The 12,449-nt window shown below is 63.5% G+C and carries 12 protein-coding genes; 6 read left to right on the forward strand and 6 right to left on the reverse strand.

Going from position 1 to position 12,449, the window contains the following annotated elements:
* Window positions 1–18 precede the first annotated feature (18 nt).
* Both K3148_RS12415 and K3148_RS12420 read left to right on the forward strand, forming a co-directional pair.
* Window positions 19–1,161 (forward strand): bifunctional 2-C-methyl-D-erythritol 4-phosphate cytidylyltransferase/2-C-methyl-D-erythritol 2,4-cyclodiphosphate synthase, encoded by a 1,143-nt coding sequence (locus K3148_RS12415; protein ID WP_221425074.1) that lies wholly within the window; start codon window positions 19–21, stop codon window positions 1,159–1,161.
* A 16-nt stretch (window positions 1,162–1,177) separates the two neighbouring features.
* Entirely contained in the window at window positions 1,178–1,681 is a 504-nt protein-coding gene (locus K3148_RS12420) for a CinA family protein (RefSeq protein WP_221425075.1), read from the forward strand.
* On the opposite strand, the gene K3148_RS12425 is transcribed toward K3148_RS12420, so the two are convergent.
* Both K3148_RS12425 and lipA read right to left on the reverse strand, forming a co-directional pair.
* Window positions 1,678–2,133 (reverse strand): type II toxin-antitoxin system RatA family toxin, encoded by a 456-nt coding sequence (locus K3148_RS12425; RefSeq protein ID WP_221425076.1) that lies wholly within the window; start codon window positions 2,131–2,133, stop codon window positions 1,678–1,680. The genes K3148_RS12420 and K3148_RS12425 overlap by 4 nt on opposite strands.
* On the reverse strand, window positions 2,133–3,086 hold the full coding sequence (lipA, locus tag K3148_RS12430; RefSeq protein ID WP_247711581.1) for a lipoyl synthase: 954 nt from the start codon (window positions 3,084–3,086) through the stop codon (window positions 2,133–2,135). The genes K3148_RS12425 and lipA overlap by 1 nt, the downstream gene beginning before the upstream one ends.
* Window positions 3,087–3,199: 113 nt before the next feature.
* On the opposite strand from lipA, the gene K3148_RS12435 reads away from it, so the two are divergent.
* Together K3148_RS12435 and K3148_RS12440 are read left to right on the forward strand one after the other, a co-directional pair.
* The gene (locus K3148_RS12435) at window positions 3,200–3,838 is read left to right on the forward strand and encodes a carbonic anhydrase (protein ID WP_221425078.1); all 639 of its coding nucleotides are present in this window, start codon (window positions 3,200–3,202) and stop codon (window positions 3,836–3,838) included.
* 37 nt (window positions 3,839–3,875) lie between these two features.
* Window positions 3,876–4,601 (forward strand): NYN domain-containing protein, encoded by a 726-nt coding sequence (locus K3148_RS12440; RefSeq protein ID WP_221425079.1) that lies wholly within the window; start codon window positions 3,876–3,878, stop codon window positions 4,599–4,601.
* 63 nt (window positions 4,602–4,664) lie between these two features.
* On the opposite strand, the gene K3148_RS12445 is transcribed toward K3148_RS12440, so the two are convergent.
* The gene (locus tag K3148_RS12445) at window positions 4,665–5,993 is read right to left on the reverse strand and encodes a hypothetical protein (protein ID WP_221425080.1); all 1,329 of its coding nucleotides are present in this window, start codon (window positions 5,991–5,993) and stop codon (window positions 4,665–4,667) included.
* Window positions 5,994–6,300: 307 nt separating this feature from the next.
* Between K3148_RS12445 and gyrA the strand changes: the two genes are divergently transcribed.
* Complete coding sequence (gene gyrA / locus K3148_RS12450) at window positions 6,301–9,141, forward strand: DNA gyrase subunit A (RefSeq protein WP_221425081.1); 2,841 nt, start codon at window positions 6,301–6,303, stop codon at window positions 9,139–9,141.
* Window positions 9,142–9,159: 18 nt separating this feature from the next.
* On the opposite strand, the gene K3148_RS12455 is transcribed toward gyrA, so the two are convergent.
* Window positions 9,160–9,816, reverse strand: coding sequence for a lysoplasmalogenase family protein (locus K3148_RS12455; protein WP_221425082.1), 657 nt, complete (start codon window positions 9,814–9,816; stop codon window positions 9,160–9,162).
* Window positions 9,817–9,871: 55 nt separating this feature from the next.
* On the opposite strand from K3148_RS12455, the gene trmFO reads away from it, so the two are divergent.
* Window positions 9,872–11,239, forward strand: a complete 1,368-nt coding sequence (trmFO, locus tag K3148_RS12460) for a methylenetetrahydrofolate--tRNA-(uracil(54)-C(5))-methyltransferase (FADH(2)-oxidizing) TrmFO (protein WP_221425083.1) — start codon at window positions 9,872–9,874, stop codon at window positions 11,237–11,239.
* Here trmFO and K3148_RS12465 read toward each other — a convergent pair whose 3' ends face one another.
* Both K3148_RS12465 and K3148_RS12470 read right to left on the reverse strand, forming a co-directional pair.
* Window positions 11,240–11,707, reverse strand: a complete 468-nt coding sequence (locus tag K3148_RS12465) for an EF-hand domain-containing protein (protein WP_247711582.1) — start codon at window positions 11,705–11,707, stop codon at window positions 11,240–11,242.
* Window positions 11,708–11,745: 38 nt separating this feature from the next.
* Complete coding sequence (locus tag K3148_RS12470) at window positions 11,746–12,375, reverse strand: hypothetical protein (RefSeq protein ID WP_221425084.1); 630 nt, start codon at window positions 12,373–12,375, stop codon at window positions 11,746–11,748.
* Window positions 12,376–12,449: the final 74 nt, after the last annotated feature.

A 12,449-nucleotide genomic window follows, 5' to 3' on the forward strand; every position in this document is an offset into this window, starting at 1 on the left:
CTAGCGGCGCACATAGCTATGCAGGACGAGAGCCCCCTTCCCTCCTTCGCCGCAATCGTGGTCGCCGCGGGCAAAGGGCTGCGCGCAGGCCAGCCGTTGCCCAAGCAATACGCCCTATGGCGGGGGAAGCCGGTGCTGAGGCATTCGGTCGAGGCCTTGCTGGAAGCGGGCGCCGCTCCGCTGGTCGTCGTCATCCCCAATGGCGGCGAGGACGCGACCTCCATAGCTCTCGAAGGGCTCGACGGGTGGCAAATGGTGGTGGGCGGAGATACCCGCCAGGGATCGGTCGCCAACGGGCTCTACGAGATCGGAGTAGCTGAGCGCGTCCTGATCCACGATGCCGCGCGCCCCGATTTGCCTCGTGAGGTCATCGCCCGACTTCTCGAAGCGCTCGCCAACCATCCCGGCGCCATCCCTACCCTCCCCGTCGTCGACAGCCTCGCGATAGACGAGAGAGGCGTGATGGCCGGAAGCGGCGAACGCGAGAGACTGCGCCGCGTGCAGACACCGCAAGCCTTCCGCTTCGATGACATCTTCGCCGCCCACCGCGCGTGGGAGGGCGAGCCCGATGCCGGAGACGATGCGCAGGTCCTTCGCGCAGCAGGCGGCGCGGTTGCCCTAGTCGAGGGCCACGAACGCCTGAAGAAACTCACTTTCGCGGAGGATTTCGTGTCCGACCTACCCCCCGTCCGCATCGGCAGCGGTTTCGACGTCCACAAACTCGCCGTGGGCGAAGAACTCTGGCTGGGCGGCGTGAAGATCGATCACGACAAGGGCCTTGCCGGTCACAGCGACGCCGATGTCGCGCTCCACGCCATTGTCGATGCCCTGCTCGGCGCGATTGCCGACGGCGATATCGGGAGCCACTTCCCGCCGTCCGATCCGCAATGGAAAGGCGCGAGCAGCGACCGGTTCCTTGCCCATGCCGCCAAACTCGTCGACCAAGCGGGCTATCGCACGGGCAATGTCGATCTCACGATTATCTGCGAAGCGCCCAAGATCGGGCCGCACCGCGAGGCCATGCGCGCGCGGATCGCCAAACTGCTCGGCGTTGACATCGGCGCCATATCGGTGAAGGCGACCACCACGGAACGGCTCGGCTTTACCGGACGCGGCGAAGGAATTGCCGCGCAGGCCGTCGCCACGGTGATCCGCGACTGACGCAATCGAGGTGGGCATGACGCTCGAAACCCTTCTTCCCGACGATATCGAGGACCTCGCGCGCCGCGTGATCGAGGCCAATATGGCCGAGGGCCGCAAGGTCGCCATCGCGGAAAGCTGCACGGGCGGCCTCGTGTCGGCTGCGCTGACGGAGATTCCCGGATCCTCCGCCGTCTTCGATCGCGGCTTCGTTACCTATTCGAACGAAGCGAAAATGGAGACGCTCGGCGTCCCGCTCGACATTATCGAGACGTTCGGCGCCGTTTCGGTCGCCTGCGCCTGGGCGATGGCCAAGGGAGCGCTTGCCCGGAGCGAAGCGGACGTCGCCATTGCGATCAGCGGGGTGGCAGGGCCGACCGGGGGGACGAAATTGAAGCCCGTCGGCACGGTGGTCTTCGCGCGGGTGAAACGCGGAGAGGAAGGCGAACCGGAAGGCGAACTCAGGAAGTTCGATCCGACCTCGCGCGCCGATATTCGCCGGCAGGCGACGGTCTGCGCTCTCGAACTGCTAATGCCCTAGAGGTTGGCGGCGGCGTTTTCGCGGCCGTACAACTCGTCCGCGCGCTTCTCGAACGCTTCCACCATCTTGCGGAAAGCGCGGTCGAAATACTGGCCCGCCAGCGCTTCGAACACGCTGGAGCGGAAGGTGAAATCGACGCAGAAATCGATCTCGCAGCCGCCATCGGGCAGACAGCGGAAGTTCCAGTTGTTGTCGAGATCCTTGAGCGGCCCGTCGACGTAAAAGACTTCGAGATGCTCTGGACGGTTCTTGACCACACGCGAGGTGAACTTCTCGCGGATCGCCTTGAAGCCGACCAGCATGTCAGCGACCATTTCGGTCTCACTGTCGCTGCGCACGCGGGTCGCGACGACCCATGGCAGGAACTTGGGATAATTGGCCACGTCCGCGACCAGATCGAACATCTGTTCGCAGCTGTAGGGAAGGCGCCGCGTCTCGCGAATGCCGGGCATCAGGCGGACTGCCTCGCGCGCTCCTTCGCGAGCCGCTCTTCGCGCGCGGCCTTCATCACGGCGAAATCGTCGCCTGCGTGATAGCTCGAACGGGTCAGCGGGCTTGAGGCGACCTGCAGGAAGCCCTTCGCGCGCGCGATCGAACCGTAGGCCGCGAATGCCTTGGGCGTAACGAAATCCTCGACCTTGGCGTGTTTCGGCGTCGGCTGGAGATACTGGCCCATGGTGATGAAATCGACGTCCGCGCTGCGCATGTCGTCCATCACCTGGTGCACTTCGAGGCGCTGTTCGCCGAGGCCGAGCATGATGCCCGACTTGGTGAAGATCAGCGGATCGTGGCTCTTCACCTCTTCCAGCAGGCGCAGCGAGGCGTAATAGCGCGCGCCGGGCCGGATCGTCGGATAGAGACGCGGCACGGTCTCGAGATTGTGGTTGTAAACGTCCGGATCCGCTTCGCAGATCTTTTCGACCGCCGCGCGCATCTTGCCGCGGAAATCGGGGGTGAGGATCTCGATGGTCGTGTCCGGCGTCTCGCGGCGCAGGGCCTTGATCACCTTCACGAACTGGTCCGCGCCCCCATCGGGCAGATCGTCGCGGTCCACCGAGGTGATGACGATGTGGTTCAAACCCATCTGGCCCGCCGCGATAGCGACATTCTCCGGCTCCATCGGATCGACGATCCGCGGCATGCCGGTCTTCACGTTACAGAAGGCGCAGGCGCGGGTGCAGACATCGCCGAGGATCATCACCGTGGCGTGCTTCTTGTCCCAGCATTCGCCAATGTTCGGACAAGCCGCTTCCTCGCACACGGTGTTGAGCGAGAGGTCGCGCATCAGCTTGCGCGTCTCGTGGTAGCCCTTGCTGACCGGCGCCTTGACGCGGATCCAGTCGGGCTTGCGCTGCTTCTTCGGCTGTTCGCCGTCCGGCTTCGGAGTGGAGGAAAGATCGTTCATTGCGCCGCCCATCTAGGCGCGAAGCCGGTTTGCCGCAACCTTGCATAGCTATGTGCGCGAAGGACGATTCGAGGGCTTGCCTCGCCTGCACTTTCGGGGCAGCAGCACGAGCCATGAAGACATTCGAACAGATGATCGACGGCTATCGCAATTTCCGCGCCACCGAGTGGCAGGAAGAGCGGACCCGGTGGCAGCAGCTTGCCGAAGGCCAATCGCCGCAGGTCATGGTGATCTCCTGTTCGGACAGCCGCGTCGATCCGGCGCAAATCCTCGATGTCGCGCCGGGCGAAATCTTTGTGGTTCGCAATGTCGCGGCGCTCGTGCCGCCCTTCGAAACCACGCCCGGTCGCCACGGCGTTTCGGCTGCCGTCGAATTTGCGGTGCAGTTCCTCAAGGTGCGCGAGATCGTGGTCATGGGCCACGGCCTGTGCGGCGGGTGTCAGGCGGCGCTGACCCAGGACCTCCACGGTAACGAAATCGGTGAAGGCGGTTTCGTGGCGCACTGGGTGGACATGCTGGACGAAGCACGCGAACCGATTGCCGCGAAATACGGCACCTCGGGCCGCGAGGCGGAACTGGCGATGGAACTGGAAGCGGTGAAGGTCAGCCTCACCAACCTCATGACCTTCCCCTATGTCTCCGAAAAGGTGGCCAGCGGCGAGCTGGCGTTGCGCGGTGCGCATTTTGCAATTTCGGATGGCATCCTGCGCCTGCTCGACCGCGACAGCGATGAGTTCTCGCCAGCGGAGTGACTTGCGCTTGCAGCCTGCGCCGCCCATGTGAGCGCGCATGGCTGAAAAAGAACTCAAAAACATCGCCCTGCTGATCGACGCGGATAACACGACGCCGCGCGGGATCGACCCGGTGCTGACCGTCATGGCCGAGCTGGGCCAGGTCAACATCAAGCGGGCCTATGGCAATTTCACGAAGAAAAACCTGTCGGGCTGGGATAAATACAGCCACAAATTCGGCATCCTGCCTTACCAGCAATTCGACATGACGACGGGCAAGAACGCCACCGACATGGCCATGACGATCGACGCGATCGATCTGCTCTACCAGGGCAAGGTCGATGGCTTCGGGATCATGAGCTCGGACAGCGACTTCACCCCCCTCGCCACCCGCCTGCGGCAGGATGGGCTGATCGTTTACGGCTTCGGCAGCAAGAGCAAGACACCCGACGCCTTCAAGAGCGCCTGCACGCGTTTCATCGACATCGACGCCCTGATCGCCGGCGCGTCGGACGAACCGGCCCCTGCCAAGTCGAGGGACAAGGCGGAGAAGTCGACCATCGACGACGAGCTCGTCGAATTGCTCGGCACCGCGTGGAAAGCAGCCAGTCGCGACGAGGATGGCTACGCGCAAATGGGTGAGGTCGGCAGTCTTGCCGGCAACCGATCCAGCTTCGACGTGCGCAATTATGGCTTCAAGCGACTGTCGGACCTGTTCCAGGCCATGGACCAGTTCAAGGTCGAACGCCGCGACAACGGGCTCTACGTCAAACGCCTTCGTTAGACAGCAAAACGGCGCGGATCCGCCAAGGACCCGCGCCGCTTCTATTGGCTAAAACCTGTTCGCTTATATGCCGCTCTTCTGGGCCGCGTAGATGGCCCAGAGGTTGGCGATGTCCTGTCGAGCGCCTTCGACCTTGCCGAAGGTTTCGACCGCTTCGGCGTACTTGCCCTGGTCGTACTGGGCGATACCGAGACGAGTGAGAACCATCGGAGTCTCGACCCCGCTCATGCCGAGCGCCTTGGTGTAAAACTCTTCGGCTTCGGCCGGCTGGTCGTAGCTGAGGAAGGTGTCACCCGCGACGACCAGCGTCTTGAGGGTTACGCCCGGCTTACGCGCATCGGCGGCGAGGTTGGGCAGGTCCGACTTGTCGCTGGCCACACGGCCCGCCGCTTCCTTGCGCGTTTCCACAAGGTACGGATCGGTCGCGTCAATCACGCCCAGCGCCTTGCCTTCGTCGATCACCGCCACGACTTCGCCCGGATAGCGGCGCGGGTCGAGCACTTCGACATATTCCGACAGCACGCGCGCATCGTTGTAGATCTTGGCGCGGCGCGACAGGCGAAGCAGGTCGAGCACTTCGGGGTTGGCGTAGTTGTTGGCGTTCAGGGTGATGATCACCGCGTCGCCCCACACCACGTCAGTAGGGTAGTTCTGGGCAAGCAGACGGACATACTTCGGCGTCTGGGCATTAATGCCATTCTCATAGGCCGTCGACAGGCCCTTGCGAATCCAGGTCTCGGGGATCGTGCCGCCAGCGGTCTGACGCGCCTCGATCTGGCTGTCGAGATAGGCGAGGCCTTCTGCGTAGTTACCCTGATCGAAATAGAGGTCGGCGATCATGGTGTGCATCTGATCGGCGCCGAACGAACGCTGGCTGCCGTCGGTCATCGTCGCGTTGAAGGTGTAGTTCGCAGCGATCGCGCGCTCGAGAGCGGCACGGGCGGCGGCGACATTGTCCTGATCGCGGTAGGCCTGATAGGCGGCAAAGCTCAGCTGGCCTTCGAGGGTCGCATCGACGAGGCCGCTTTCCAGCATCAGTTCGATGCCCTTCAGGCGCATGTCCGCATCGTCCGTGTCGTTACCGAGGTTGAGCATAATACCGCCGGTGGCGCGCTTTTCGTCCGGGCTGGACGATGCCGCCACGAGCGCGGGGATCAGAGCCTTGGCGGCCTGGAGATCCGGGGCCTCGGATTTGATAATGGCGTCAACCGGCTGATAGGCCGCAACGAACTCCTTCGAGTATTCGGGCTTGCGCTCCTTTTCCTTGTCCTGCTTTGCGAAGGCAGGAACTTCGAGCGCGGTTACGCCAAGCGCACCGGTAGCGGCCAGGACAAGCGCCATGGCGATCGAGGAACCGGGGCGCGAAGCCTTGGTGATGCGGGTGAAGATCATTCGTGAACTCCCAAGAGTGGATTAGGGGGGGTAAGCGCCACGCAGGGCGTGTATTCAACTCATGCGTGCGGCCAATGCCGCGTCTGCGCTCTCATTGCAAACTGTCTAGGCGAAACGCGGTGAACAGCGATTGAATACGGCCACGGCCCACGGTTCAGGGTTCCATGGGGCCAAGGCGATACCCATATGTGGAAAAAGCGCGCAGGAAGCGGCTTTGGTTCCCTCCATCGGTGGCGCTCCGAGGGCAATTCGCCTAGGCTCACCGGTCTGAATACCTGTCAGAAACAGCATATGGATTACCCGAGTTTTGGCTGACGACATCGACACGATCGATACCCCCGTTCCGGGCGGCGAAGAACATACCCGCATCGACATCGTCGAGGAGATGAAGACGAGCTATCTCGATTACGCAATGAGCGTGATCGTGAGCCGTGCGCTGCCCGATGTACGCGATGGCCTGAAGCCGGTGCACCGCCGTATCCTGTATGCCAGCAACGAAGGCGGTTTCGTCGCCGGGCGTCCGTTCCGCAAGAGCGCGAAGATCGTCGGCGACGTGATGGGTAACTACCACCCCCACGGCGACGCCGCGATCTACGATGCGCTTGCCCGCATGACGCAAAACTGGTCGTTGCGCGTCCCCCTGATCGACGGTCAGGGGAACTTCGGATCGATGGACCCCGATCCGCCGGCTTCCATGCGCTACACCGAGGCGCGCCTTGCCCGCGTTGCCAATTCGCTGCTCGACGATCTCGACAAGGATACGGTCGATTTCGCCGATAACTACGACGGATCGCGCCGCGAGCCGACGGTTCTACCGGCGCGCTTCCCGAACCTGCTGGTCAATGGAGCCGGCGGCATCGCGGTCGGCATGGCCACGAACATCCCGCCGCACAATCTTGGCGAAGTGATCGATGGCTGCTTCGCCTATATGGACAATCCGGCGATCACGAACGAGGAACTGTTCGAGATTATCCCGGGCCCCGATTTCCCGACTGCACCACTCATCCTCGGCAAGTCCGGCGCCCGCGCTGCCTACACCACGGGCCGCGGTTCGATCCTGATGCGTGCGCGGCACGAAATCGAGGAAAAGCGGGGCGATCGCAAGTCGATCGTCCTCACCTCCATCCCCTTCCAGGTCGGCAAGAGCGGTCTCGTCGAGAAGATCGCCGAAGCGGCCAAGGACAAGCGGATCGAGGGTATCTCGGACATTCGCGACGAATCCAGCCGGCAGGGCGTGCGCGTGGTCGTCGATTTGAAGCGCGATGCCTCGCCCGAAGTCGTGCTCAACCAGATCTGGCGCTACACCCCTGCACAGTCGAGCTTTCCGGCCAATATGCTTGCCATCAGCGGCGGCCGCCCGGAAGTCCTGACGCTGCGCGAATTCATCCAGGCCTTCATCACCTTCCGCGAGGAAGTGATCACCCGCCGCACCAAGTTCGAACTGAACAAGGCGCGCGACCGGGCGCATATCTTGCTCGGCCTGGTGGTCGCGGTTTCCAACCTAGACGAAGTGGTCGCCATGATCCGCGGCGCGCCCACGCCTGCCGAAGCGCGCGCCCGCCTCCTCGCCAAGGAATGGCCCATCGGCGACATCGCGCAGTATATCGCGCTGGTCGAAGCCATCGAGCCGAGCGACGAGCAGACCGGCGGCACCTATCGCTTGTCGGAACGCCAGGTAAAGGCGATCCTCGACCTGCGCCTGCACCGCCTGACCGCGCTTGGCCGGGACGAGATCGGTGACGAGCTCAAGGAACTCTCGCTCTCGATCGAGGAATATCTCTCGATCCTCGCCGACCGCGTGAAGCTCTACGGCGTGATGCGCGGCGAGCTGGAGGAAATCAAAGCGGCCTATGCCACGCCGCGCGTCTCCGAAATCGCACCTGCATGGGACGGTATCGATGACGAAGACCTGATCGAGCGCGAGGAAATGGTCGTGACCGTCACTCACGGCGGCTACATCAAGCGCACCCCGCTTGATGCCTTCCGGGCGCAGGCTCGCGGCGGCAAGGGTCGCAGCGGCATGGCGACGAAGGACGAAGATGCCGTCGTCGAAATGTTCGTAACTTCGACGCACAACCCTGTGCTATTCTTCACGAATACCGGCCGCGTCTACCGTATGAAGGTGTGGAAGTTGCCCGAAGGCGGGCCGCAGACCAAGGGCCGCCCCATGGTCAACCTCCTGCCCTTGGGCGATGACGAGCGGGTGACAAACGTTCTCTCCCTCCCCGAGGACGAGAACGAGTGGGCCAAGCTCAACATTGTCTTCGCCACCGAACAGGGCATGGTGCGCCGCAATTCGATGGACGCCTTCACCAATGTGCCCAGCAACGGCAAATACGCCATGGGCTTTGTCGAAGGCAGCGGCGACCGACTGATCGGCGTCGAGCTTCTGACCGAGGACCAGGAAATCTTCCTTGCTTCGGATTCGGGCAAGGCGATCCGTTTCTCCGCCACCGATGCGCGCGAGACCAAGAGCCGAACCGGCATCGGCGTGCGCGGCATGAAGCTGAAGGAAGGCCAGAAGGTCGTCTCGATGGCCGTGCTCGATGCGGGCGAGCGCGACACCGAAGTCCGCGAGGCTTACCTGCGCGCGGCCGAATGGAAAAACAATGAGAACGAGCACACGCTCGATGCCGAAAAGGTCGAGGAAATGGCCGAGGCCGAGGAGTTCATCCTCACGCTCACCTCGCGCGGTTACGGCAAGATCTCCTCGGCTTATGAATACCGCACCATCGGTCGCGGTGGCATGGGCCTGACGAACATTGGCGAGCCGAGCAGCAACCCCGATCGCAACGGTCCGGTCGTCGCCAGCTTCCCGGTCACGCATGGTTCGCAGCTGATGCTGGTCACCGACCAGGCGAAGCTGATCCGCCTCCCGATCAATTTCCGCTACCTTCTCGAAAACGGTTTCGAGAACCACGAAGGATACTCGATTTCCGGCCGCGGTTCCTCGGGCGTCCGCATCTTCAACGTGGCCAAGGGCGAACAGATCGTCGGCGCCGCGCTGATCGACGAAACCGAAGAACCGGAAAACGAGGCCGAGGAACTGGTGCAGGACGAGATTGCCGCACGCGGAGGCCTCAACAAGACCGAGCCCTACACCACGGCGCATTCGGACAAGAACATCGAGGACGAGCCGGGGGGCTGATAGCCTCCCGGTAACAGTTCAGACCTTGCCCTTGCGCAAGGTCTGGACGACGCCGGTCGCGATCAGGAACTGGCCGCCGTAATAGAGCGGCCAGACCAGCCATTCGGCCATGTCGCGCGACATATGCCCGGCCTCACGCGCGAAGATGACAAGGTCGCTCACCACGAACAGCACCGCACCCACCCCGACACGGTAGCGGGGAAAACGGCTCGTCCAGGCCGCAGCCGCCATCGTGCCGACAATTGTGGCGTAGAGGGCTGCAAGGATCCAGTTGTCGAGCGGATAGGTGATCATGCCGGCAAGGACCGGCGTGAACACGAGCAGCGCAAGGCCTGCGCCAAGCTGGCTCCCGGTCGGCTCTGCCCGGCGGTTGGTCATGTAGAGCCAGATCGCCACGAGATGACCGGCAGCAAAGATCGCTCCGCCGACGAGGAAACTGAACTCCAGCACCACGTCCGCAAGCGCGCCCAGTGCCATGACCACGGCAATCAGCGCTCCGTCTCGCCCCCGTCCGCGATGGGCGGCGTAAACCGCAAGGAAGCCGACCCCGGCCCCCTTCCACAGGGCGAGCCAGCTGCCACCGACCTTTCCGTCCATGACGAAGAAGTACGAAATGCCGAACAGCAGGCTCAGCAGGAGGTAGGGCCGGTGATCCAGAAGAGCGCGTTTTGGCATCTTCGCGTCTATTCCCTTGATAGGGGCCGGGTGCAAGCACTAGGTGGCGCGCGATATGACACATGACATCCACATCATCGGCGGCGGCCTTGCGGGAAGCGAAGCGGCCTGGCAGCTCGCGCGGCGGGGTTTCAAGGTCCGCCTTTCCGAAATGCGCGGCAGCGGCGAGATGACCCCGGCCCACCAGACCGATGGCCTTGCCGAACTCGTCTGCTCGAACAGCTTCCGTTCGGACGACAGTGACAAGAACGCGGTCGGCCTGCTGCACCACGAAATGCGGAGGCTCGACAGCCTCGTCATGCATGCGGGTGAAGTCGCGCGGGTTCCGGCGGGCAGCGCCATGGCTGTCGACCGCGATGTCTTTTCCGCCGAGGTCCAGCGCACGCTCGACGAGCATCCCAATGTCACCGTCGTGCGCGAGCGGGTCGATGCCCTCCCCTCATCCGGCCCGACCATCGTCGCGACCGGCCCCCTGACTGCGCAATCGCTGGCCGAAAGCATCGTGAAGTCGACCGGGCAGGACCGTCTCGCCTTCTTCGACGCCATCGCGCCTATCGTTCACCGCGACAGCATCGACATGTCGAAATGCTGGATCCAGAGCCGCTGGAACAAGCGCACCGAAGCCTCGAACGAGGATGGCGATTACATCAACTGCCCCATGACGAAGGAGCAATATCTCGACTTCCACCAGGGCCTGATGGACGGCGAGAAGACCGAATTCCGCGAATGGGAAGCCGACACGCCTTATTTCGACGGTTGCATGCCGATCGAGGTCATGGCCGCGCGCGGTGTAGAAACGCTGCGCTACGGTCCGATGAAGGGTGTCGGGCTCGACAACCCCTACGACACGAGCGAGGAGCATCCGCAGGGACGCTGGCCCTATGCCGTGGTCCAGCTGCGCCAGGACAACAAACTCGGCACGCTGTGGAACATGGTCGGCTTCCAGACCAAGCTCAAATACGGCGCGCAGATCGAGCTTTTCCGCACCATTCCGGGTCTGGAGAACGCCGAGTTCGCGCGGCTTGGGGGCCTGCATCGCAACACCTTCATCAATTCGCCACTCGTGCTCGACCGCCAGCTGCGCCTGCGCGGGGGCGAGCATATCCGCTTCGCCGGCCAGATCACCGGCTGCGAAGGCTATGTCGAAAGCTCGGCCGTGGGGCTGATGGCGGGCATGATGGCAGCAAGCGAGCTTGCGGGCCAAGACTGGTCCCCTCCCCCGCGCACCACCGCCTTCGGCGCGCTGCTGTCGCATATCACGGGCGATGCGGAGGCCGACACCTTCCAGCCCATGAACGTCAACTTCGGCCTGTTTCCGCCGCTCCACGAGGTGAAGAAGAAACAGCGCAAGGAAGCCTATACCTCGCGCGCCAAGGCGGATTTCCGCGTGTGGATGGACGGGCTGGAGGCGGTTCCCGCCTGATCAGCAGGCGCAGCTGCGCTTTTTCGACGGTTTCGGCTTGGTGGTGGCGAATTCGCCCGGCGAAAGTTCGCGGTCGCCATTGGCATCGGCGCCTTCGAATTTGTCGACGGTCGCCACGGCCCATTCCTCGAAGGTCAGTAGGTTGTTGCCATCCTTGTCGAGCTTGCGGAAAGCCTCGGAGCGGGTGGAGAGCATCTCGCTGCGCGTGATCCGCCAGTCGCGGTTGCGATCGTAGCGGAAGAAGCGGCGCTGTTCCTTGGTCAACTCGCTCGCTTCGGGCGGCGCGGGGCCTTCCATGTCGCCCGGATCGGTGATCGGAAGAAGCTCGGGATCGGGCAAGTTGTCGGCGAGCGAGACCAGTTCGGGCGGGGGCGCGGCGGCCTCCACCTCGGCCCTGCCCTGCCACCAGAACAACCCCACACCCATCAGCGTGAGTGTCACGAACGAACCGGTCACAAAGGCTTTCACCGGCAGAGCTCCCCTTCTGCGTGAGGAGCCTACCTACCCTAAGTCCCGAAAATTCCAAGCCTTAGCGCCACGAGAGGGCTCATTCGGTCGCCGAACATGGGCTTGCCGCCGCGCATGATGGCACGCCGGGCCAGTCCACCGATCATGGCAAGCGGTCTGAGTTGGCGAGGCAAGTATGGCAAAGGCGTCGCTACAGAAGCGTCGGGGAGGCCGAAGGCCGAGAGATCGGCTCGAGCCCAGGTCTCGGCGTGAACGGCGGTGTCGGCGGCTGCGGCGGAGTGGCCTGCCCTTCGCGCGATTTCACCAAACACAGCTTCGCGTCCGGCTGCAAATCCCTTTGCCGCCTCTCCAGTCGGCGGCAGGTCGCCGATCAGTTCCTCCCACCCATCGATGAGAGCGATCGGCGCGGATCGTTCGTTGCCCCACTCCTTCAGGAGCGATCCGAGGAGCGGGTCAGGCGGCATGTCGACACGCTCGCGCGATAACTCGTCGCGCCACCATGCGAGGCGCAGTTGGGCAAGCGCAGGTTCGCTGGCGGTCAGGCAGATGCGACCGAGCCGCGCGTCGAGCCGCAACGCGCTTTCCAGCAGTCCCCTCACCGGTGGGCGCGTCGAAGCCAGCACCAGCCCGGCCCAATCGGGCAGTTCATTCTCAGCGGTTTCGATCACGTCCGCGACTTCGGAGGCGCGCCCTCTCCTGTCAAGCGGTGCGAGGGCGCGAAGCAGCCTAAACGGCCTCTTAA

It is taken from the genome of Qipengyuania aurantiaca (genome assembly GCF_019711375.1).
Taxonomy (GTDB): domain Bacteria; phylum Pseudomonadota; class Alphaproteobacteria; order Sphingomonadales; family Sphingomonadaceae; genus Qipengyuania; species Qipengyuania aurantiaca.